Genomic DNA, 21,455 nt, shown 5'->3' with positions numbered 1-21,455 from the left:
AGGGCGGGGGGGGCGTGCCGGGAGTCAGCCGTTGAGGGCCGGGATGATGTCGGTGCCGTACGCGTCGATGACGGCTTCCTGGGCGTCGTGCATGTCGTACACGGCGAACTGGTCGACGCCGAGGGCGCGCAGGGCGGTCAGCTTCTCGATGTGCTTCTCGACCGGTCCGACCAGGCAGAACCGGTCGACGATCTCGTCGGGCACGAACCGCGTGTCCGGGTTGCCGCTGCGTCCGTGGTGGGCGTAGTCGTAACCGTCGCGGGCCTTGATGTAGTCGGTGAGTTCGTCGGGGACGGCGGCGGAGTGCTCGCCGTACTTGGCGACCAGGTCGGCGACGTGGTTGCCGACCATGCCGCCGAACCAGCGGCACTGCTCGCGGGCGTGGGCGAGCGCCTCGGGCGAGTCGTCGGCGGTGACGTAGGCGGGGGCGGCGACGCAGACCGTCACCTCGGACGGGTCGCGGCCGGCCCCCGCCGCGGCGTCCTTGACGGCCCGGACCATGTACTCGGTGAGGTAGGGGTCGGCGAGCTGGAGGATGAAGCCGTCGGCCTCCTCCCCGGTCATCCTCAGGGCCTTGGGTCCGTACGCGGCCATCCACACGGGGAGTTCGGCACCGGGTTTGATCCAGGGGAACCTGACGACGGTCCCGCCGCCGAGGTCGGCCTCCTCCCCCCTGCCGAGCGCCCGGACGACCTTCATGGCCTCGCTGATGCGGGCCAGGGTGTTGGGCTTGCGGCCGGCTACGCGCATCGCGGAGTCGCCGCGGCCGATGCCGCAGACGGTGCGGTTGCCGTACATGTCGTTGAGGGTGGCGAAGGTGGACGCGGTCACCTCCCAGGTGCGGGTGCCCGGGTTGGTGACCATCGTGCCGACCTTCAGCCTGGTGGTGTGGGCCAGGATCTGACTGTAGATGACGAACGGTTCCTGCCAGAGCACGGCGGAGTCGAAGGTCCAGCCGTGCGTGAACCCGTTGCGTTCGGCCCGTTGCATCAGGCTGACGACGCGGGAGGCCGGCGGGTCGGTCTGCAGGACGAGTCCGAAGTCCATGGGCACCGCTCCTAGTTCAGGTACTGGCAGGTGGAGCGCGGGGTGTAGACGCCGTGGCCCTTGCGCCCGGTGTACTCCCGCTCGGTGATCACCGGCTCGCCGCGCGAGAGCACGGTCTCCACGCGGCCGGTGACGCGCTTGCCCTCGTACGCCGAGTAGTCGACGTTCATGTGGTGGGTCGCGGCGGACATGACCTGCTCGGCGTGCGGGTCGTAGACGACGATGTCGGCGTCGGCGCCGGGCGCCACGGTGCCCTTCTTCGGGTACAGGCCGAACATGCGGGCCGGGGTGGCGCAGGCGATCTCGATCCAGCGGCGCCGGCTGATGTGTCCGTCGACGACGGCCTGGTGGAGCAGGTCCATGCGGTTCTCGACGCCGGGCATGCCGTTGGGGATCCTGGAGAAGTCGCCGCGGCCCAGCTCCTTCTGCCCGGTGAAGCAGAAGGGGCAGTGGTCGGTGGAGACCACCTGGAGGTCGTTGGTCCGCAGGCCCCTCCACAGCGCCGCCTGGTGCTCGCGCGGGCGCAACGGCGTGCTGCACACGTACTTGGCGCCCTCGAAGTCCGGCTCGGCGAGGTTGTCGGTGGACAGGAACAGGTACTGCGGGCAGGTCTCGCCGAAGACGTTCAGGCCGTCGTCGCGCGCCCGGGTCAGCTCGGCGACCGCCTCCTGGGCCGACACGTGCACGACGTACAGCGGCGCGCCGGCGACCTGGGCGAGCCGGATGGCGCGGTGCGTGGCCTCGGCCTCCAGCAGGGCCTTGCGGACCTCGCCGTGGTGGCGGGGGCCGGTCTCGCCGCGGGCGAGGGCCTGTTCGACCAGGACGTCGATGGCGATGCCGTTCTCGGCGTGCATCATGATCAGTCCGCCGTTGCCGGCGGCGCGCTGCATGGCCCGCAGGATCTGGCCGTCGTCGGAGTAGAAGACGCCCGGGTAGGCCATGAACTGCTTGAAGGAGGTGACACCCTCCTCCACCAGCAGGTCCATCTCCTTGAGCGTCTTCTCGTTCACATCGGAGACGATCATGTGGAAGCCGTAGTCGATCGCGCAGTTGCCCTCGGCCTTGGCGTGCCAGGCGTCGAGGCCTTCGCGCAGGGAGTGGCCGACGCTCTGGATGGCGAAGTCGACGATCGTGGTCGTACCGCCCCAGGCGGCGGCCCGGGTGCCCGTCTCGAAGGTGTCCGCGGCGTAGGTGCCGCCGAAGGGCATCTCCATGTGGGTGTGGCCGTCGACGCCGCCCGGGATGACGTACCTGCCGGTGGCGTCGATCGTCCGTTCGGCCGAGAACGCCTCGGCGGCCGGGGTGCCGGACGCGGCGAGGGCGGCGACGCGGCCGTCCTCGATCAGCACGTCGGCGTGCATCTCGTCGGACGCGGTGATGACGAGGCCACCGCGGATGACGGTACGACTGCTGGTCATGCTGGTCCCTCCTGTCGGGAGCGGTCGGTCAGGGCGCGGTCAGCGGCGCGTACGCGCCCGGCGCCCGGTCGCGGTAGAACTGCCAGCGGTCGCGGACCTCGCGCAGCTTGTCCATGTCGAGGTCCCGGACGACGAGTTCGGTCTCCTTGTCGCTCGCGACCTCGCCGACGAACCGCGCCTCGGGGTCGACGAAGTACGAGGTGCCGTAGAAGTCGTTGTCGCCCAGCTCCTCGACGCCGACGCGGTTGATGGCGCCGACGAAGTACTCGTTGGCGACGGCCGCGGCCGGCTGCTCCAGCTGCCACAGGTAGCCGGACAGGCCTCGCGAGGTGGCCGACGGGTTGAAGACGATCTCGGCGCCCTGGAGGCCGAGCGCCCGCCAGCCCTCCGGGAAGTGCCGGTCGTAGCAGATGTAGACGCCGATGCGGCCCACGGCCGTGTCGAAGACCGGCCAGCCGGAGTTGCCGGGGCGGAAGTAGAACTTCTCCCAGAATCCCTGGACCTGCGGGATGTGGGTCTTGCGGTACTTGCCGAGGTAGGAGCCGTCGGCGTCGATCACGGCGGCGGTGTTGTAGAGGACGCCCGGCTGCTCCTCCTCGTACATCGGCAGCACCAGGACGATGCCGTGCTCGCGGGCGAGTCGCCGGAAGCGCTCGACCACGGGGCCGTCGGGGACGCGCTGGGCGTAGGCGTAGAACCCGGGGTCCTGGACCTGGCAGAAGTAGGGCCCGTAGAACAGCTCCTGGAAGCAGAGGACCTGGGCTCCCTGGGCGGCGGCGTCGCGGACCGCCTGCTCGTGCACCCGGATCATCGATTCCCTGTCGCCCGTCCAGGCGGTCTGGAAGAGCGCGGCACGGATCACTCGGCTCATCGTCAGCCTCCACTCGCTCGGTGTGCTGCGAGCGTAGGGACGGCGGGCGGGTGGTTCGACTGGCACGGTGTCACGTCTGCGGGTGTCGGGCATTGCACGGTGTCACCCCTGTTGTGCGTCGTGGGCGAGGAGCGCGATGTGCACGGACGCGGCCTGCTCGAAGTCGTCGAGATCCACGCCGAGCCGGGCCTGTATGGCCTCCAGCCGTCGGTACAGGGCGGGCCGCGAGACGTGGTGGAGCTGGGCGGTGCGGGACTTGTTGCGGCCGGTGGCGAGGTAGGTGCGAAGGACGGGGAGCAGGTCCTCCTCGGGGCCGCGCAGCAGCCCGTCCAGCTCCCGTTCGGCGAAGGACTGCACGTGCGGATCGTCGCGCAGCAGCCGCACCAGGCCGCGCAGGTGGATGTCCCGCAGCCGGACGACGGACGGCAGGCCGAGGGCCGCCGCGGAGTCGGTGACGGCGTCGGCGACGTGCCGCGCCTCCCGCAGGCCGGCCGGTACGTCGTCCCAGGCGGTGCGGGCGTCGGCCGCGGCGACCACGGTGCCGGCGGCGCCGGGTTCGGTGCGCAGCCGGGCCGCGAAGTGGTCGGTCAGCGCCCTGGCGTCCTGGTCGAGGGCGAGACTGAGCAGTACGGCGGTCGTTCCGCCGGTGAGCCGCGCGGCGAGGCCCGGCAGGCCCAGCAGCCTCAGCACCCGGCCGGCCCGGACCGGGTCCGGGCCGCGGACGACGAGCGGGACGAACACGCGCCGGTTGACCGGCAGTCCGGCCGCCCGTGCCCTGGGCAGCAGCTGCCGTGCCGGTACGGCCCCGCCCGCGAGGTCGGTGAGCAGGCTCCGTGCGGACTGCTCCTCCCAGGAGGGCGTGGTGGGGCCGCCGAGCATGCGGTGCAGGACGAGGGCCTCGGCGGCGCGGTCGGCCAGCAGCCGTCCGGCGGCCCGGTCGCCGCGGTGGCCGCACAGCACCAGCCGCCCCCAGCGCTCCCCGCGGCAGGTCAGCTCGGCGCGGATCCAGCCGTCGCCGGCGCCGGCCCCGGCCTGCCGGGCGATGCGTTCCCAGTCGCGCAGCACGTCGTCGACGGCGGCCCGCTCCCCCGCCGTGGCGAGGACGCGGTGGGCGAGGTTGGTGACGACGACCGGGCAGCCGGCGTGCCGGGCCACCTCGTCGAGCAGACGCTGCCCGGGGGCGCCCGCGGTGATCAGCGCGGTCAGTTCGGTGCGCACGGCCTCGGAGAGGCTCACGGCCGCGTACTTGCGGCGCAGCAGCCGCGACTGGACCTCCTCGGTCAGTTCGGCGAAGGGGAAGGGGCGGTGCAGGACGACCATGGGGAGCCCGCACCGCTCGGCCGTCCGGCGCATCCCGTCCGGCGGGGCGGGAAAGGCGCGGCCGAGCCCGAGGACGACGGCCGAGGCCTCCGCGCGGTGGAGGGAGCGGATGTACTCGCTCTGCCGGTCCTCGTCGCCGGCGAGCAGCACTCCGGTGGTGAGGACCATCTCGCCGCCGCTGAGCATCACGCCGACGTCGGCGGCCTCGGCGACGTGCACCCAGCGCACCGGCCGGTCGAGCAGGCCGGCGCCGGCCACCACCTCGGGCTGCCCGGCGAGCACCCGCTCCAGGGCGAGGACCTGACGTACCGACAGGGCGGGTTCCCAGGACTCCCGGGTGGTGGTCATGGCGGCGGTACCTCCGCTCGGGGCACGGTTCGGCGCAGGGCCGTCACAAGCTCCGCAGGGCGCGTTCGAGGATCGCGGCGCCCTCCTCGGCCTCCGCGACGGTGAGGGACATCGGCGGGGCGACGCGCAGGGCACTGGTGTCGTGGCCGCCGCCCTTGCCGATGAGCAGCCCGCCCGCGCGGGCCTCCTCCAGTACGGCGGAGGCGGCCCGGGGGTCGGCCTCGTCGGTGCCGGGCCGGGTCAGCTCGATGCCGATCATCAGTCCGCGTCCGCGCACCTCGCGGACGTGCGGCACCTGCGCGGCGACGGCCCGCAGCCGTTCGATGAGCAGTCCGCCGACGCGCCGGGCGTTGCCCTGGAGGTCGTGCTCCAGCAGGTAGGCCAGGTTGGCGAGACCGGCGGCCATGGTGACCTGGGTGCCGCCGAAGGTGGAGATGCTGTTGGAGTCCAGGCAGTTCATGATCTCGGCGCGGGCGACGACGCCGCCGATCGACATGCCGTTGCCGATGCCCTTGGCGAAGGTCACGATGTCCGGCGGACCGCTGCGTCCGTGGGCCTGCCAGCCCCAGAAGTGCTCGCCGGTGCGACCCCAGCCGGTCTGCACCTCGTCGGCGATCCACAGGATGCCCCGCTCGTGCAGCACCTCGCGGAAGGCGGCGTACAGGCCGTCCGGCGGGGAGGTGAAGCCGCCGACGCCCTGGACGGGCTCCGCGATCAGCGCGGCGGGCGGGCGGGTGTGGCCGAGGAGGTCCTTCAGGTCGGCGACGCAGGCGTCGGTGAAGTCGCGGTCGTCCAGGTGTGCGTAGGGCCCGCGGGTGCGCACGCCGCCGTGCACGTACAGCGTCTGGAGCGGGGACAGCGAGGTCGGGGACCAGCCGCGGTTGCCGGTGATGCCGACGGCGCCGAAGGAGCGGCCGTGGTAGCTGTTGCGCATCGCGAGGATCGTGTTGCTGCGCCGGTGGGCGGTGGCGAGGAGCAGGGCGGTGTCGTTGGCCTCGGTGCCGGAGGTGGTGAAGAAGACGCGCGCGTCGGGGATGCCGGAGAGCTGGGCGATGCGCTCGGCGAGTTCGATCATCGGCCGGTCGAGGTAGAGCGTCGAGGAGTGGATGATCCGCCCGGCCTGCTCGCTCACCGCCTTGGTCACCTCGGGCAGGGCGTGCGCGGTCATCGTGGTGAGGATGCCGCCGAAGAAGTCGAGGTACTTGTTGCCGGCGGAGTCCCAGACGTGCCGGCCCTCGCCGTGGGTGAGCTCCAGCGGGTCCTCGTAGTAGAGGGCGAGCCAGTCGGGCAGGACGGCGCGGTGCCGGGTGAACAGGTCCTTGGTCACGGCTGCACCAGCCCTTCGTAGGCGTCGGGACGGCGGTCGCGGTAGAAGGCCCACTGCTGCCGCACCTGCTCGATGAGGTCGAAGTCCAGGTCGCGGACGACGAGTTCCTCCTTGGTGTCGCTGGCGACGTCGCCGACGATCCGGCCGCGCGGGTCGACGAAGTACGACGTGCCGTAGAAGTCGTTGTCGCCGTACTCCTCCTGGCCGACCCGGTTGATCGCGGCGACGAAGTACTCGTTGGCGACGGCCGCCGCGGGCTGCTCCAGCTGCCACAGGTGGGCGGACAGGCCCCGGTGGGTGGCGGACGGGTTGTAGACGAGCTGGGCGCCGCCGAGGCCGAGCTGCCGCCAGCCCTCCGGGAAGTGCCGGTCGTAGCAGATGTAGACGCCGACCTTGCCGACGGCGGTGTCGAAGACGGGCCAGCCGCGGTTGCCGGGGCGGAAGTAGAACTTCTCCCAGAAGCCCTCGACCTGCGGGATGTGGTGCTTGCGGTACGTGCCGAGGACGGTGCCGTCGGCGTCGATCACGGCCGCGGTGTTGTAGTAGAAGCCGGACTGCTCGACCTCGAAGACGGGGACGACGATCACCATGCCGGTCTCGCGCGCGAGGGCCCGCATGCGGCGGGTGGTCGGTCCGTCGGGCACGGGCTCGGCCCAGCGGTAGTGCGCGGGGTCCTGGACCTGGCAGAAGTAGGGGGCGTTGAAGACTTCCTGGAACCCGATGACCTTCGCCCCCTGCCGGGCGGCCTCGCGGGCGTGCTCCTCGTGTTTCGCCACCATGGACTCGGTGTCGCCGGTCCAGGTGGCCTGGACGAGAGCGGCACGTACGACGTTGGCCATGAGCTGCTCCTTCGACACGACGTCAGAGCCTCTACGCCCGTAGAGCAGGCCGTAGAGGCACGAACGTAAGCCCCTCGGACGGGCTTGCCAAGACCATCGTCGTCAAGCCGGGGTGTCGATCACGTTTCGCACCCCTGCGGGTGAGTGGTGGGGCGGGTGGGGCTCGTGTGCCGGCGTCGGGCGGGCAGCGCGCCCCGGTCGTCAGGCGCCCACGAGCGCGCACTGCCCCACGAGCTCGTCCATGGACACGCCGAGGGCGGCGGCCAGCGCGGCCACCGTGAAGAACGCCGGTGTCGGCGCCCGCCCGGTCTCGATCTTGCGCAGGGTCTCGGCGGAGACGCCCGCCTGCGCGGCGACCTCCGTCATGGTGCGGTCGCCGCGGGCCGAGCGGAGCAGCCGCCCGAGCCGCTCGCCGCGTTCGCGTTCTTCCGGGGTCAGGGGAGTGCGCACCATGCCGTCATTCTAATACCGGACCGGCGCGGGGGACCCAATTCAAATACCGGTATAGTTATTGGCATGGTGGAACTGAAGACGGACACATCGATCGATGCCATGCACGCGGCCGGCCGGGTCGTCGCCCGCGCCCTGACCGCCGCGCGGGAGGCCGCGGACGTGGGCGTGTCCCTGCTGGAGCTGGACGCCGTGGCCCGTGAGGTGCTGCGGGAGGCCGGCGCGACCTCGCCGTTCCTCGGCTACCGGCCCTCCTTCGCGCCGACGCCCTTCCCGGCGGTCGTCTGCGCCTCGGTGAACGACGCGATCGTGCACGGCATCCCGGACGGCTACCGGCTGCGCGACGGCGACCTCGTCTCCCTCGACTGCGGGGCGACGCTGGACGGCTGGGCCGGCGACTCGGCGATCAGTTTCACCGTCGGAACCCCGCGCCCGGCGGACCTGGCCCTGATCGACACCGCCGAGCGTGCCCTCGCGGCGGCCGTCGGCCAGGCCGTCGTGGGCAACCGCATCGGGGACATCGCGCACGCCGTCGGCTCGGTGTGCCGGGCCGCGGGGTACGGCGTCCCGGACGGATTCGGCGGTCACGGCATCGGCCGGCGCATGCACGAGGACCCGGAGGTCCCCAACGAGGGCCGGCCGGGGCGGGGGCTCCCGCTGCGTCACGGCATGGTGCTCGCCATCGAGCCGATGCTGATCGGCAGCGGGCGGGACGAGTGGCACGCCGCCGCGGACGGCTGGACCCTGCGCACGAACGACGGCTCCCGGGCGGCGCACGTGGAACACACGGTGGCGATCACGGACGCGGGGCCGCGCGTCCTGACGTCGCGGGAGGACCTGTGACGCACGGTTCCTGACGGGGACGCCGGGGGCGTCGGGCCGGGGAGCGGCCCCCGCCTCGCGACCGGGGAACGGACGCGGGCCACACACCGAGGATCGGGCGCCGGGCGGGGAACGGGCGCAGCCCTCACGCCGAGAGCGGGCGCACCCCGGGGAACGACCCCGCCGCCACGGGCCCCGCGCCCCGGGGGACCCGCCCGCGGCGCTCCTCGCGAGGGGCGGCTCCCGGCGCACGCGTCCCCACCTCGGGAAACGGCCTTCGCCGTCACGTGTCCCCCGGCCCGGGACCGGCCCCGTGTCCCTCCGCCCGCCCGGAGGTCCGGACATGCCCGCCGGAACAGAACGTGTCATGTTGGGCATGACCGCGCCCCGGCCGGGTTACCCGGCACCGGCACGTCGATCAGCGATGCAGCGGAGGTCCGTACACGATGAGCAGCGGCTACATGGGACCGGAGGGCGACCCGTTCGCGGAATTCCTGGCGCGTTTCTTCGGCGGGCCCAGGCCGAGGCAGATCGACATCGGGCGGCTGCTCAGCCAGCCCGCCCGGGAACTGGTGCGCGGCGCCGCCCAGTACGCCGCCGAGCACGGCAGCCGGGACCTGGACACCGAGCACCTGCTGCGGGCCGCGCTCGCCACCGAGCCGACCCGCGGCCTGCTGAGCCGGGCCGGCGCCGACCCCGACGCGCTGGCGTCCCAGATCGACGAGCGGACCGGCCCGGTGCAGCACCCGCCGGGCGAGGTACCGCCGCCCACCTCGCTCTCCCTGACCCCGGCCGTCAAGCGCGCCCTGCTGGACGCGCACGAGCTGGCCCGGTCGACCGGCACCGGGTACATCGGCCCGGAGCACGTGCTCAGCGCCCTGGCCGCCAACCCGGACTCGGCCGCCGGGCACATCCTGAACGCGGCCCGGTTCGCCCCCTCGGGCCTGCCGGCGGAGACGCCGGAGGCGGCCAAGAGCCGCGCGGAGACCCCCCGGTCCACGAACACGCCCACGCTGGACAAGTACGGCCGCGACCTCACCGACCTGGCCCAGCAGGGCCGGATCGACCCGGTGATCGGGCGCGAGGAGGAGATCGAGCAGACCGTCGAGGTGCTCTCCCGCCGCGGCAAGAACAACCCGGTGCTGATCGGTGACGCGGGCGTCGGCAAGACCGCCATCGTCGAGGGCCTCGCCCAGCGCATCACCGACGGCGACGTGCCCGACGTGCTGCTCGGGCGCCGGGTGGTCGCGCTGGACCTGACGGGCGTGGTCGCGGGCACCCGCTACCGGGGCGACTTCGAGGAACGGATGAACAACATCGTGGGCGAGATCCGCGCCCACTCGGAACAGCTGATCATCTTCATCGACGAGCTGCACACGGTCGTCGGCGCCGGTGGCGGCGGCGAGAGCGGCTCGATGGACGCCGGCAACATCCTCAAGCCGGCCCTGGCCCGCGGCGAACTGCACATCGTGGGCGCCACCACCCTGGAGGAGTACCGCCGGATCGAGAAGGACGCGGCCCTCGCCCGCCGCTTCCAGCCGATCCTGGTGCCCGAGCCCACCACCGCGGACGCCATCGAGATCCTGCGCGGCCTGCGCGACCGCTACGAGGCGCACCACCAGGTCCGCTACACCGACGAGGCCCTGGTGGCGGCCGTGGAGATGTCCGACCGCTACCTCACCGACCGGCGGCTGCCGGACAAGGCGATCGACCTGATCGACCAGGCCGGCGCCCGGGTCCGGTTGCAGGCGCGCACCAAGGGCACGGACGTACGGGCCATGGAGCGCGAGGTCGACCAGCTGGTCCGGGACAAGGACCAGGCCGTCGCGGACGAGCAGTACGAGCAGGCCATGCAGCTGCGCGACCGGATCACCGAGCTGAAGCAGCGGATCACCGAGGCGAACGGTGGCGGCGAGGCCGACGAGGGCCTGAGCCTGGTGGTCGGCACCGAGTCCATCGCCGAGGTGGTGTCCCGGCAGACCGGCATCCCGGTCAGCGCCCTCACCCAGGAGGAGAAGGACCGCCTGCTCGGTCTGGAGTCGCACCTGCACGAACGCGTGGTCGGCCAGGAGGAGGCGGTCCGCGTCGTCTCCGACGCCGTGCTGCGCTCCCGCGCGGGGCTCGCCAGCCCCGGCCGGCCCATCGGCAGCTTCCTCTTCCTCGGCCCGACCGGCGTCGGCAAGACCGAGCTGGCCCGGGCGCTGGCGGAGGCCCTGTTCGGCAGCGAGGACCGCATGGTGCGCCTCGACATGAGCGAGTACCAGGAGCGGCACACCGTCAGCCGCCTGGTCGGCGCCCCGCCCGGCTACGTCGGGCACGAGGAGGCCGGCCAGCTCACCGAGGTGGTGCGCCGGCACCCCTACTCCCTGCTGCTGCTGGACGAGGTGGAGAAGGCGCACCCGGACGTCTTCAACATCCTGCTCCAGGTCCTGGACGACGGCCGGCTGACCGACTCGCAGGGCCGGACGGTGGACTTCACGAACACGGTCGTCGTGATGACCAGCAACCTCGGCTCCGACGTGATCACCCGGCGCGGCGCCGGCATCGGCTTCGGGGCCGGCGGGTCCGAGGCGGACGAGGAGGCCCGGCGCGAGCAGGTGCTGCGTCCGCTGCGCGAGCACTTCCGGCCGGAGTTCCTCAACCGCATCGACGAGATCGTCGTCTTCCGCCAGCTCAGCGGCGAGCAGCTGCGGCAGATCACCAGCCTGCTGCTGGAGCAGACCCGGCGCATGGTGCGGGCGCAGGACATCACCGTCGACTTCACCGACGCGGCCGTGGACTGGCTCGCCGAGCGCGGCTACCAGCCCGAGTACGGTGCCAGGCCGCTGCGCCGCACCATCCAGCGCGAGGTGGACAACCAGCTCTCCCGGCTGCTGCTCGACGGCCGCATCGAGGAGGGCGGCCGGGTCACGGTCGACGTCGAGGACGGGCGGCTGGCGTTCCGTACGCCGGAGCGGCCCGTCCCCGAGCTGTGACGCGCGCTACCGCGCGGGCCTGACCACCATGGCCGAGCCGCCGCCGCGCCGTTCCTTCTCGGCGGCGGCCAGCCACCTGCCGTCCGGCAGCCGCTGCACACCGGTCGCCGCGCCGATCTCCGGGTTGGGCTTGAACGAGTGCCCGAGGGCCTCCAGCTCGGCCCGCAGCCCGCTGTCGTACAGACCGGGTTCGAGCTCGGTCTGGGCGGCGTTGCGCTGGCTGGCGCGGGGCGCGGCGATCGCGTCCACCAGCGGCAGACCGCGGTCGATGAAGCCGGTCAGGGTCTGGAGCACGGTGGTGATGATGGTCGCGCCGCCGGGCGAACCGACCGCCACGACCGGCCGGTGGTGCCGGTCCAGCACGATCGTCGGCGCGATCGACGAACGGGGCCGCTTGCCGGGGCCGGGCAGGTTCGGGTCGTGGACGGCCGGGTTGGCGGGGGCGAAGGAGAAGTCGGTCAGCTCGTTGTTGAGCAGGAAGCCGCGGCCGGGCACGGTGATGCCGCTGCCGCCGGTCTGCTCGATGGTGAGCGTGTAGGCGACGACGTTGCCCCACTTGTCGGCGACCGTCAGGTGGGTGGTGTTCTCGCCCTCGTACGTCGTCGGCGCCGCCGCGCCCCGGCCCGCGCAGGAGGCCGGGTGGCGGGGGTCGCCGGGGGCGAGCGGGCTGGTCAGCACCGCGTCGTCCCGGATCAGGCACTCCCGCGAGTCGGCGTACCGCTGCGACAGCAGTTCCTTCGCCGGTACGTCCTCGAAGGCCGGGTCGCCGACCCAGCGTCCGCGGTCGGCGAAGGCGATGCGGCTCGCCTCGATGAAGCGGTGCAGGTAGCGCGCCTTGCTCGCCTTCGACAGGTCGGTGCGCTCGAGGATGTTCAGGGCCTCGCCGACCGTGGTGCCGCCGGACGAGGACGGGGCGATGGAGTAGACGTCGAGGCCGCGGTACGTGGTCCTGGTGGGGGCCTGGAGCTTGGCCTCGTAGGCCGCGAGGTCCTTGGCGGACAGGTCGCCGGGGCGGGCGTTCCAGCCGGAGGCCGGGTCGACGGGCGGCTTGTTGACGGTGGCGACGATGTCCTCGCCGAGCTCGCCGTGGTAGACGGCGTCCACGCCTTCCCGGCCCAGCTCCTTGTAGGTGCGGGCCAGGTCGGGGTTCTTGAAGGTGGAGCCGACGACCGGGAGTTCGCCACCCGGCAGGAACAGCTCGGCGGTGTCCGGGAAGTGCCGGAACCGCTGTTCGTTGGCAGCGGTCTGGGAGCGGAAGGTGTCGTCGACGGTGAAGCCGCCTCGGGCCAGGCGCTCGGCGGGCCGGAGCACGGAGGACAGCTTCCGGCTGCCCCACCGGTCCAGGGCGGTCTGCCAGGTGGCGGGCGTGCCCGGGGTGCCGACGGCGAGGCCGCTGGTGACGGCGTCGGCGAAGGCGAGCGGCTTGCCGTTCTCGGTGAACAGGGTCTCGTCGGCGGTCAGCGGCGCGGTCTCGCGGCCGTCGATGGTGCGCACCGTGAGGGACTTGGCGTCGTAGTAGACGAAGTAGCCGCCCCCGCCGATGCCGGCGGAGTAGGGCTCGGTGACGCCGAGCGCGGCGGCGGTGGCGACGGCCGCGTCCACGGCGTTGCCGCCGCCGCGCAGGACCTCGATGCCGGCGGCCGAGGCGTCCTGGTCGACACTGGCGACCGCCCCGCCGTAGCCGACGGCGACCGGCGTCTTCGGGGCGGCGGGTCTGTGCTGCGCGGCGGGTGGCGCCGCCGCTCCCACCGACACCACGGCGGCCGAGACCGCCAGGACCGTCAGATTCCGTGCGACAGGGCGACGCATCCGCACCTCCAGTGAAAGGCCGTTCGGGCAGCTTAAATCATCGTCATGGCCGCGTCAGGGACTCGTGGGGAACACCAGTACCCCGTCGACCGCTAGCATGCGCGCCCATGACCGATGACGTACGCAACATCGTCCTGGGTGTGATCGCGGCCGGCATCAGCGCCGCGCTGGGCTGGCTCGCCCGCACGTATCTCTGGAAGCGGAAACTCCGACGCAAGCAGGCGTTCTTCGGGCTGCCGGAGAACGCCGAGTCGCTGCTCGTCGTCAACCGGGACCCCGCCACCTCCGAGCCGGCCGTCCACCGCTTCGACGTGTTCGCGCTGCTGGAGCTGTCCGCGCTGATCAAGGACTGCGGCGCGCACGTGCAGGTGGTCACCCAGGACACGGTCCATCAGGGCTTCGGCGAGCGCACGGAGTTCTGCGTGGGCGGCCCCGGGTCAAATCGGCGGATGGTGGCCCACATGGCGGCCATGATGCCCGGGGTGCGGATCAGCGTGGACCCGGAACCGGGCCCGGACCGGGCCGCCTTCCAGATCGGCGGCGAGCGCTACCGCATGGACCCGGGTGTCACGGAGTACGTCATGCTCGCCCGGCTCACCGCCGGCGACCGGCACGAGGCCCGCCCGGCGTTCCTCTTCTGCGGCCAGCGCGCGATCACCAACCAGGCCGCCACGCGCTACCTCGCCCGGCACCACGAGCGCCTGGCGCGCAAGCACGGCAGGAACTCCTTCGTCCTGCTGCTGAAGGTCGTCAACTCGCAGGCGTACGGCCCGGACGTCGTCGAGCTCGTCGGGGACGTGACCCGGGCGGCGACGAGCCCGCTGCCGGCGCCGGCGCCCGCGCCCCGCACCTCGCACCGGGCCTGAGCCGCCGGCTCGGCCGTGTCCCCGCGTCAGGGCTCCGCTACCTCGGCGTACAGCTGCGACAGCTCGGGGACGCCGTCCGCCGCCCAGGCGCAGCCCGACGCCACCACGTCGAACTCGCGGCCCGAGCCGAGCCGGACGACCGGCTGCCCGTCCGCCCGGATGGCCCAGGCGGCACCGGGCACCGTGCGCACGATCACGGTCCCCAGGTACAGACCCGCGTCGTTGCCCAGCCAGACCATGATCTCCTCGTCGGCGCGCCAGCGCGGCAGCATCTGGTCGAGCCGGGCCAGCGAGGCCTCGGAGTCGTCCAGCCCGATCCCCTCCCGCGACGCCTGCGAGCGGAGCAGATCACAGTCGGCGAGCAGCTCGGCGATGCCGGCCGGGTCGTGGACCGGGGCGGGCTCGCGCCGCTTGCCCAGGAAGGGGATGCGCATCCCCCCAGACTGACATTCGTATTGCCGTGCGCACCACAGGGCACGCGGGCCGGACGAGGTGCGGAGCCTCCTACACGTCCAGGTCGACGACGACCGGCGCGTGGTCCGAGGCGCCCTTGCCCTTGCGCTCCTCGCGGTCGACGTAGGAGTCGGTGACGGCCTTGGCGAACGGCTCGTTGCCGTAGACCAGGTCGATGCGCATGCCGCGGTTCTTGGGGAAGCAGAGCTGGCGGTAGTCCCAGTAGGTGTAGGGGTGGTCGTACTTCAGCGGGCGCGGCACCACGTCGGCCAGGCCGGCCTCGCGCAGGGAGGCGAGGGCGGCGCGCTCGGCGGGGGTGACGTGGGTGGAGCCCTCGAAGGCGGCGCGGTCGTAGACGTCGTCGTCGGTCGGTGCCACGTTGTAGTCGCCCATCACGGCGAACGGCCGGGCGCCGGCCGCGTCGCCCTCGACGGCCGCGCGCAGCGCCTCGAACCACTGGAGCTTGTAGGCGTAGTGGGCGTGCTCCACCTCGCGGCCGTTCGGCACGTAGACCGACCAGACGCGGACCGGGCCGCAGGTGGCCGAGATCGCGCGGGGCTCCTCCACGCCCTCGTAACCCGGGTCGCCGGGCAGGCCCTTGACGACGTCCGTCAGACCCACCCGGGAGAGCACCGCCACGCCGTTCCACCGTCCGGTGGCGTGCACGGCGGCCTCGTAGCCCTTCTCGCGCAGCGCGTCGAACGGGAACTGCTCCTCGGCGACCTTGGCCTCCTGGAGGCACAGCACGTCGGTGCCGCTGCTCTCCAGCCAGGCCAGCAGCCTCGGCAGGCGGGCGGTGATCGAGTTCACGTTCCAGGTGGCGATGCGCATGGCTCCCAACCTACCGGGCGGGACCGACAACCCGGTCCCGGCCGGTGCCGGGCGTCCGGCCGCTCACAGCGGGACCGACTCCCCCGGGGTCAGCCGCAGGTGCTCGGAGCCGCCGAGCTGCCCGATCTGGCGGTCGTAGACGGGGCGGGCGAGGTCGGTGAGGAGGGCGTCGTGGATGTCGTAGGCGCGCCGCGGCCTCACCTCCCGGACGTAGTCGATGACTTCGGAGATCTTGTTCCAGGGGGCCATGACGGGCAGCATCAGCGTCTCGACGGGGTGGCCGGGGACGGTGAGGGCGTCGCCGGGGTGGAAGACCGCGCCCCCGTCGACGAGGAACCCGATGTTGGTGACGCGCGGGATGTCCGGGTGGATCACCGCGTGCAGCTCGCCGTGAACCTGGACGTCGAAGCCGGCGGCGGTGAAGGTGTCGCCGTGGCCGACGGTGTGCACGCGGCCCGGGAACGCCGCCGAGATCCTCTCGGCGACGGACTTCAGCGTCCAGATCCCGGCGGCCGGGTTGCTCTCCATCGCGGCGCGCAGCCGCGCCTCGTCGAAGTGGTCGGGGTGCTCGTGGGTGACGAGGAGGGCGTCCGCGCCGAGGGCGGCGTCCTCCTCGCTGAATCCGCCGGGGTCGAGGACGAGCGTCCGCCCGTCCTTCTCGAGGCGGACGCAGGAGTGCGACTTCTTGGTGAACCTCATGTCCCCATCCTGCCGCCGCGCCTCGCGGTCGCGCGAACGGCCCCGGGCCCGCTCACTCCGGCGGCGTGGTCTCCTCGCGGACGACCCGCTGCGCCACCCGGAAGGCGCTGTTCGCGGCCGGCAGGCCGCAGTAGACGGCGGCCTGGAGCAGCACTTCGCCGATCTCGCCCGGGGTGAGGCCGTTGCGCAGGGCGGCCCGGACGTGGAAGGCGAGCTCGTCCAGGTGGCCGCCGGCGACCAGGGCGGTGAGGGTGACGCAGCTGCGGGTGCGGCGGTCCAGTCCGGGCCGGTCCCAGACCTCGCCCCAGGCGTACCGGGTGAGGAACTCCTGGAAGTCCCCGGAGAACTCGTCCGCCTGTGCCAGCTCCTGGTCGACGTGCGCGTCGCCGAGCACCTCGCGGCGGACCTTGAGCCCCGCGTCGTACGGGTCCGGCCGCCCTTGCGCGTGCGTCTGCGGCGGTACGGGGGCCGGGGCGATCTCGGCGACGGGCACGGTCCTCGGCGGCGCGGGCGCGGCCTGCGGCGGCACCGGGACGGCCTGCGGCGGCACGGGCACGGCCTGTGCCGGTACGGGGGCGGCCTGCACCGGTACGGGAGCGGCGGCCAGCGCGGGCTGGACGGGGGCCGCGGACCCGGCGGGCGCGGCGTGGGCGGCGTGGGCGGCGGCGTGGACGGCGGGTGGGACGGGGATCTGGCCCGTGGAGGCGTCGTGGGCGGCCTGCCAGGCGGTGGCGAAGTGCCGCACCAGCAGGTCGGTGACGGCCGCGGGCTGCTCGACCGGGACCAGGTGGGAGGCGCCGGGGACGACGGCGAGGCGGGCGTCGGGGATGCCGGCGACCAGGGTGCGGGCCTCGGCGGGGCCGGTGACCTGGTCGTCGGAGCCGACGAGGACCAGGGTCGGCACGCCGACGTGCCCGAGTTCGCCCCGCACGTCGAACGCGGCGAGCGCCTCGCACGCGGAGATGTAGCAGCCGGGGTCGGTGGTCCGCACCATCTGCACGGCCCACTCGGTGATCGCGGGCTGGGCCGCGGCGAACCCTCCGGTGAACCATCTCTCGGGAGCGCTGCGGGCGATCGGGTCCAGCCCGTTCGTCCGGACGATCACGCCGCGCTGCCGGAACTCGTCGGCCGTGCCGAAGCGCGGCGAGGCGGCGATCAGCGCGAGGGAGGCCAGGCGCTCGGGGTGCCGCAGGGCCAGCTCGATGCCGACGGCGCCGCCGAACGCGCAGCCCGCGTAGCCGAAGCGCTGCACACCGAGTCCGTCGAGGGTGGCCAGCAGGCGCGCGGTGAGGTCGGCGACGGAGCCCGCCGCGTGGGCCGGGGCACCCCCGTGTCCGGGCAGATCGAAACGGAAGACCCGCCACTGCTGCGCCAGCTCGGGAACCTGCCGGTCCCACATGTGCCATGTGGTACCCAGTGAGGGACCCAGGATCAGGACGGGAGCGTCTTCTGGCCCGTCAAAGCGGTATTGCAGGGTGTTCGGTGGTGTCTCGCTCACCCGTCTGAGCCTCTCATCTGTCACGAGATGTCACATCGCCGGGGTGGACCTAGCGGGCCTTGCCCCGCTCCGGTCCTGCCCACGAGAACCCAGGTATACATTCTCCGGCATGTACTCGTGGCCGTGTCGGCAGTGGGCCCTCCGGGCGCGTGCCCTCCTTCAGCCGCTACGAGCAACGCTTTCCTCTTTGATCACGGCCTCCAGGCGGTTCAGGAAGCAGCATCGAGTGTGGAGGCACGAACGAGGCTCGGCGCGATCCACCTGGAAACCTTCCGAAACCCTACCCAACAGCAACTTAAACGCCACACGGTGAACGCTTGGTAGAAGGCTTGGCCGTAGCCGGATGCTCTCAGTTACAGCCACCGGTCCAAAACCAGCAAGCGGACTCCGAAGCCCCCTCACCCCAATCCTGCAGGCCATACAGCGCGCAAGTTGCTCGGCTCATAGTCCGCGTGGCTCACTCTTGCCCCTCTGCCGTACCCCCGTGCAGGCCATCCCAAGTGGTGGCGGCTCCGCGAAGATCTTCTACATCTGGCTTGACGTACCACCGCTTGGTCGTCTTTACGTTCGTATGTCCGGCCCATCGCGCGAGGATGTGGTCCGGGACGCCGTTGTTGGCCAGGAAGGTGAAGCACGACGAGCGTGCGTCGTAGAGCCTGACGCGACGGAGCCCGAGAAGCTCCATAAGCCGGTACGCGCGTCGGCGAAGTTGCTTGATCGTGAAGGCGTCGCCCGTCTCATGCGCCAGCACGTAGCCCGACACCGTGTACGCCTCCCCCAAAGCGAGCCTCTCCTCGGCTTGGAGAGCCCGAAATGCCTTGAGGGCTCCCAGCACCAGCGCCGGCAGCGGCAGGTCCCGCTCACCCGCAAGAGACTTGGTGTCCTTCTCCACCACGTACCGGTTGCCCATCATCGTGCGCGTGTTGGCAATGACGATCGTGGCGTTCTCCAAGTCAACGTCTTCCCACCGGAGGCCGCAGACTTCAGCTGGGCGAAGCCCCATCAGCGAAAGAAGAAGCGCAGCATAGAGACGCTCACCCCTAATTCCATGGATGAACTTCTGAACCTCCTGGACGTTCCAGGGCGGCACCTCCTCTTTAGTCTTCCGCTCTTCCTTGCGCGCTCTCCGGGGAATGGTCACGTGCGCAGCGACATTGACGTACACCAACCGCCGGGTAACGGCCCTCCCCAGCGCTTCCTTCAGCCGAGCGAGGCTCATATCCACACTCGTGACACTGAGTGGCGTCCCGGCCCTTTTACCACGCACGCGGCCATGCGCCAGCGCCCAGTCTCTCCACTCTTCCACGTGCTCTTCAGTAAGGTCCTGGAGACGGATATTGCCGAGCCTCCCCCGAACTCGGTCCAGGGTAATCCCGTAGTTGTAGATAGTGGTTTCTTCGAGATCCTCCGCTTTCATGGCCAGCCATCGGTCGAGCCACTCATTCACGGTGATCTTGCTGGGCGGCACAAGCGACCCATCATGCCGCCGGTTAGTTATGTTTGCGTACTCAGCCCTAGCTTCCTTCAACGAGTCGAAGGTGCGCCTCAACTGCTTACGCTTACCAGTTTCGGGGTCGATTCCTGCGTCGACAACAAACCGGTATCGAACCTTCCCCTTCGAGTTCGGTGGAAGTTTCTTGATGGGATCGGACAGAGTACTCACTCTCCTTGAGGGTGTGGAAACTGCACGCGGGCGGAGGGGCCACTGCGCTTCAGCGAAGGGTGCCGCGGGTATCACCGCTGCGGTAGCCGATGCTCCTCCTCTCCCTCCCCGGCGGGTTTGGGGAGCGCTGCCTTCTTCTGTGTCCGCTACGGCTCCACTGTCAAGTACAGCCAAATGCGGACCTGCTCAATGGTCGCGAAGATCGCCGGTTTGGCTAACCGGCAATCTTGGTCTATGTTGCGCTCGCGCTCCGAAAAGAGGCTCGCCCCGACTGCCAGCCTCGACGCCAATCGATCCGCCCCCGTATGTGGATCCGGCATGAACGGTCCACCGTGTATCGCACAAAGAGTAAGCGGACAGGGGCGGCCGGCCGGACTGATCGGAGGACGCACATCGGCGGAAATACTCCTCATCGGATCTCCAGGCGGGTCGCTTACCGACCTCGCACTTCCGAGGTGTTGTACGTTGACATACACCCGGAGAGGGTTCCAGTCCTTCGAGCCCCTTTCTCGTCTGCCATGGGCGAAATGCCGAGTCAGCCTGAGTACACAGAAAGAATTCGCCCTATCGGCCGACCTCGTCCGGGCCCGCCGCTCGCTCTCCGCTAGGAACCCGCCGACGCGCTGTCGCCCCCGGAAGTCCGGGGCTCGCCGACCTGCCTTGCGGTCAGTACGAAGCCCAACGGACGACACAACACCCCGGTGAGGTCACGCACCTATGCGGTCCACGCGTTCAGGTCGCCAAGCGTTTGAATGGCCTGCTGCCTGAGCCTTTTCCATCATCGGCCTGAGCTGGCCAGATGCAGGGCCAGGACGGCTTGGATGAGGGCGGTGATCCGGGTGGTGGAGCATCGGAGCTTCCGCAGGAGCCGCCAGGACTTGAGGGTGGCCATGGCGTGCTCGACGAGGGCACGGATCTTCGCGTGGGACCGGTTGACCGCCTGCTGGCCGGTGGAAAGGCTGTTCCAGCGCCCCCAGTACGGGGTGCGGACGGTGCCGCCGGCGCCGCGGTAGCCCTTGTCCGCCCAGCAGGTGACGTCGGCTTGGGCGAGGGCGTCGACGATGCCGTGTTCGCGGGCCGCGCGGATGTCGTGGACGGCCCCTGGCAGGGCCGCTGAGGCCCACAGCAGTCGGCCGAAGGGATCGGCGAGGACCTGCACGTTCATCCCGTGCTTCTTGTGTTTGCCCGAGTAGAAGGGGCGGTCGGCCGCGATGCGGTCGATCGGCAGAAGTGTGCCGTCGAGCAGGACGAACGCCTTCGTCGAAGCGGTGCGGACGGCGTCGGCCAGGGTGGGCGCGAGGTCGGCCAGGAGGTCCACGGCCTCGGTGACGTAGCGGTAGGCGGTCGTGGTCCCGACGCCGAAGCCGGCGGCCAGCTGGGCGTAGGTGTGTCCCACCCGCAGGTGAGCGAGCGCGAGAAGGGCCTGCCGGCCCGCGCCCAGCCGCCGCCACCGGGAGCCGATCGCACGATGGTGCGCCCGCAGTTGCCGTGCGAGGAAGCGCAGGGTGGAACTGGACACGTCGATGCCGGACGAGTAGACAAGCATGTGAAGCCTCTGGTGGAGACGGTTCTCTTGGTCGAAAACCCATCTACCAGGGGCTTCGCCTCGCTGTCAGGCCAACTGCTCAATCCGCACGGCAGGTTGGAAAAGGCTCACTGCGTCATGGAAGTTGGGAATCCAGCGTCGACATGGCCGAGGTGATTGCCGCACTTCCTGCGTTGGCAGCAGCTCTACCGGGACACACCCTGCAGCATCGACGCACCGCTGCCGCAGCCCACCGGATCTCTACCCCTGAAGGAGTGCGCGCCTGGTATACGGAGCTGGAGAACAGATGGACGCGAACTCTGGGTCGGTTGCGGCTGGTCCGCAACGCCCTCGCCCACGGCGGCCCGGTCACCGCGGCCGCCGCCGCCAGCGTCGCCCCGGTCGTACATCAACTAACTGGACAAGCCCTGCTGTTCAGCCTCACAGCATTCACAGAAGGAACGGCTGCGGTTGACGGGCACGAGGCGTACCGCGATCGATCCGATGTGTGGGCCCGGGACTGCCTATCAGCTAATGCAACCTACAAGCCCTAGCTAGTCGACCCGCCTAATTGCTCCCGCCCCCCACATGACGGGCCGCGCCAGGAGGAGCCCGCACCTCTCTTACGGACGAGTGGGCAAGGTGCGATCGCAAATCAGGTGCGCCCCCGAAAGCGTCACAGGCACACAGACGC

General features: G+C 71.4%; 17 protein-coding genes. 3 read left to right on the top strand and 14 right to left on the bottom strand.

Features of this window, described 5'->3' with window-relative positions:
* Positions 1–24 precede the first annotated feature (24 nt).
* The 7 genes from AC0VYN_RS11205 to AC0VYN_RS11175 all read right to left on the bottom strand — a co-directional run bounded on the left by AC0VYN_RS11205 (position 25) and on the right by AC0VYN_RS11175 (position 7,623).
* Positions 25–1,047: a TIGR03842 family LLM class F420-dependent oxidoreductase gene (locus tag AC0VYN_RS11205; protein WP_475535845.1), complete on the bottom strand. Its 1,023-nt coding sequence runs from the start codon at positions 1,045–1,047 to the stop codon at positions 25–27.
* Between the two features lie 11 nt (positions 1,048–1,058).
* Positions 1,059–2,465, bottom strand: a complete 1,407-nt coding sequence (gene hydA, locus AC0VYN_RS11200) for a dihydropyrimidinase (protein ID WP_475535844.1) — start codon at positions 2,463–2,465, stop codon at positions 1,059–1,061.
* A gap of 28 nt (positions 2,466–2,493) precedes the next feature.
* The gene (locus AC0VYN_RS11195) at positions 2,494–3,336 is read right to left on the bottom strand and encodes a nitrilase-related carbon-nitrogen hydrolase (RefSeq protein WP_475535843.1); all 843 of its coding nucleotides are present in this window, start codon (positions 3,334–3,336) and stop codon (positions 2,494–2,496) included.
* Positions 3,337–3,438: 102 nt separating this feature from the next.
* The gene (locus tag AC0VYN_RS11190; protein WP_475535842.1) at positions 3,439–5,004 is read right to left on the bottom strand and encodes a PucR family transcriptional regulator; all 1,566 of its coding nucleotides are present in this window, start codon (positions 5,002–5,004) and stop codon (positions 3,439–3,441) included.
* A 43-nt stretch (positions 5,005–5,047) separates the two neighbouring features.
* Positions 5,048–6,331, bottom strand: coding sequence for an aspartate aminotransferase family protein (locus tag AC0VYN_RS11185; protein WP_475535841.1), 1,284 nt, complete (start codon positions 6,329–6,331; stop codon positions 5,048–5,050).
* Complete coding sequence (locus AC0VYN_RS11180; protein ID WP_451687350.1) at positions 6,328–7,170, bottom strand: nitrilase-related carbon-nitrogen hydrolase; 843 nt, start codon at positions 7,168–7,170, stop codon at positions 6,328–6,330. Before AC0VYN_RS11180 ends, AC0VYN_RS11185 begins: the two co-directional genes overlap by 4 nt.
* A gap of 201 nt (positions 7,171–7,371) precedes the next feature.
* Entirely contained in the window at positions 7,372–7,623 is a 252-nt protein-coding gene (locus tag AC0VYN_RS11175) for a helix-turn-helix domain-containing protein (RefSeq protein WP_350723057.1), read from the bottom strand.
* Positions 7,624–7,686: 63 nt separating this feature from the next.
* On the opposite strand from AC0VYN_RS11175, the gene map reads away from it, so the two are divergent.
* Both map and AC0VYN_RS11165 read left to right on the top strand, forming a co-directional pair.
* Positions 7,687–8,463, top strand: coding sequence for a type I methionyl aminopeptidase (gene map / locus AC0VYN_RS11170; RefSeq protein ID WP_475535840.1), 777 nt, complete (start codon positions 7,687–7,689; stop codon positions 8,461–8,463).
* 425 nt (positions 8,464–8,888) lie between these two features.
* Positions 8,889–11,417: an ATP-dependent Clp protease ATP-binding subunit gene (locus AC0VYN_RS11165; RefSeq protein ID WP_475535839.1), complete on the top strand. Its 2,529-nt coding sequence runs from the start codon at positions 8,889–8,891 to the stop codon at positions 11,415–11,417.
* A 6-nt stretch (positions 11,418–11,423) separates the two neighbouring features.
* Here the strand turns inward: AC0VYN_RS11165 and ggt are convergent, their stop codons facing one another.
* Positions 11,424–13,226, bottom strand: coding sequence for a gamma-glutamyltransferase (gene ggt / locus AC0VYN_RS11160; RefSeq protein WP_475535838.1), 1,803 nt, complete (start codon positions 13,224–13,226; stop codon positions 11,424–11,426).
* Between the two features lie 107 nt (positions 13,227–13,333).
* Here ggt and AC0VYN_RS11155 point away from each other — a divergent pair, with 107 nt between their 5' ends.
* Positions 13,334–14,092: a hypothetical protein gene (locus tag AC0VYN_RS11155; protein WP_475535837.1), complete on the top strand. Its 759-nt coding sequence runs from the start codon at positions 13,334–13,336 to the stop codon at positions 14,090–14,092.
* A 26-nt stretch (positions 14,093–14,118) separates the two neighbouring features.
* Here the strand turns inward: AC0VYN_RS11155 and AC0VYN_RS11150 are convergent, their stop codons facing one another.
* The 6 genes from AC0VYN_RS11150 to AC0VYN_RS11125 all read right to left on the bottom strand — a co-directional run bounded on the left by AC0VYN_RS11150 (position 14,119) and on the right by AC0VYN_RS11125 (position 20,782).
* The gene (locus AC0VYN_RS11150; protein WP_385458776.1) at positions 14,119–14,526 is read right to left on the bottom strand and encodes a DUF6278 family protein; all 408 of its coding nucleotides are present in this window, start codon (positions 14,524–14,526) and stop codon (positions 14,119–14,121) included.
* Positions 14,527–14,596: 70 nt separating this feature from the next.
* Positions 14,597–15,376, bottom strand: a complete 780-nt coding sequence (locus AC0VYN_RS11145) for an exodeoxyribonuclease III (RefSeq protein WP_475535836.1) — start codon at positions 15,374–15,376, stop codon at positions 14,597–14,599.
* A gap of 63 nt (positions 15,377–15,439) precedes the next feature.
* Complete coding sequence (locus AC0VYN_RS11140; protein WP_475535835.1) at positions 15,440–16,075, bottom strand: MBL fold metallo-hydrolase; 636 nt, start codon at positions 16,073–16,075, stop codon at positions 15,440–15,442.
* A gap of 52 nt (positions 16,076–16,127) precedes the next feature.
* Positions 16,128–17,573 (bottom strand): bifunctional 3-oxoadipate enol-lactonase/4-carboxymuconolactone decarboxylase PcaDC, encoded by a 1,446-nt coding sequence (gene pcaDC / locus AC0VYN_RS11135; protein WP_475535834.1) that lies wholly within the window; start codon positions 17,571–17,573, stop codon positions 16,128–16,130.
* Positions 17,574–18,030: 457 nt separating this feature from the next.
* Positions 18,031–19,236, bottom strand: a complete 1,206-nt coding sequence (locus AC0VYN_RS11130; RefSeq protein ID WP_475535833.1) for a tyrosine-type recombinase/integrase — start codon at positions 19,234–19,236, stop codon at positions 18,031–18,033.
* 778 nt (positions 19,237–20,014) lie between these two features.
* The gene (locus tag AC0VYN_RS11125; protein WP_191835362.1) at positions 20,015–20,782 is read right to left on the bottom strand and encodes an IS5 family transposase; all 768 of its coding nucleotides are present in this window, start codon (positions 20,780–20,782) and stop codon (positions 20,015–20,017) included.
* Positions 20,783–21,455 lie beyond the last annotated feature (673 nt).

It is taken from the genome of Streptomyces sp. 63XJN7_1_ISO-PGPR-S23-121, from assembly GCF_056173025.1.
This window is presented reverse-complemented; position numbering and strand designations above follow the sequence as displayed.

What these genes read in the sequence shown, in the direction of transcription:
- AC0VYN_RS11205 (WP_475535845.1), bottom strand. Translation starts at nt 1,047, where the DNA reads ATGGACTTCGGACTCGTCCTGCAGACCGACCCGCCGGCCTCCCGCGTC.
- hydA (WP_475535844.1), bottom strand. Translation starts at nt 2,465, where the DNA reads ATGACCAGCAGTCGTACCGTCATCCGCGGTGGCCTCGTCATCACCGCG.
- AC0VYN_RS11195 (WP_475535843.1), bottom strand. Translation starts at nt 3,336, where the DNA reads ATGAGCCGAGTGATCCGTGCCGCGCTCTTCCAGACCGCCTGGACGGGC.
- AC0VYN_RS11190 (WP_475535842.1), bottom strand. Translation starts at nt 5,004, where the DNA reads ATGACCACCACCCGGGAGTCCTGGGAACCCGCCCTGTCGGTACGTCAG.
- AC0VYN_RS11180 (WP_451687350.1), bottom strand. Translation starts at nt 7,170, where the DNA reads ATGGCCAACGTCGTACGTGCCGCTCTCGTCCAGGCCACCTGGACCGGC.
- AC0VYN_RS11175 (WP_350723057.1), bottom strand. Translation starts at nt 7,623, where the DNA reads ATGGTGCGCACTCCCCTGACCCCGGAAGAACGCGAACGCGGCGAGCGG.
- map (WP_475535840.1), top strand. Translation starts at nt 7,687, where the DNA reads ATGGTGGAACTGAAGACGGACACATCGATCGATGCCATGCACGCGGCC.
- AC0VYN_RS11165 (WP_475535839.1), top strand. Translation starts at nt 8,889, where the DNA reads ATGAGCAGCGGCTACATGGGACCGGAGGGCGACCCGTTCGCGGAATTC.
- ggt (WP_475535838.1), bottom strand. Translation starts at nt 13,226, where the DNA reads ATGCGTCGCCCTGTCGCACGGAATCTGACGGTCCTGGCGGTCTCGGCC.
- AC0VYN_RS11155 (WP_475535837.1), top strand. Translation starts at nt 13,334, where the DNA reads ATGACCGATGACGTACGCAACATCGTCCTGGGTGTGATCGCGGCCGGC.
- AC0VYN_RS11150 (WP_385458776.1), bottom strand. Translation starts at nt 14,526, where the DNA reads ATGCGCATCCCCTTCCTGGGCAAGCGGCGCGAGCCCGCCCCGGTCCAC.
- AC0VYN_RS11145 (WP_475535836.1), bottom strand. Translation starts at nt 15,376, where the DNA reads ATGCGCATCGCCACCTGGAACGTGAACTCGATCACCGCCCGCCTGCCG.
- AC0VYN_RS11140 (WP_475535835.1), bottom strand. Translation starts at nt 16,075, where the DNA reads ATGAGGTTCACCAAGAAGTCGCACTCCTGCGTCCGCCTCGAGAAGGAC.
- AC0VYN_RS11125 (WP_191835362.1), bottom strand. Translation starts at nt 20,782, where the DNA reads ATGCTTGTCTACTCGTCCGGCATCGACGTGTCCAGTTCCACCCTGCGC.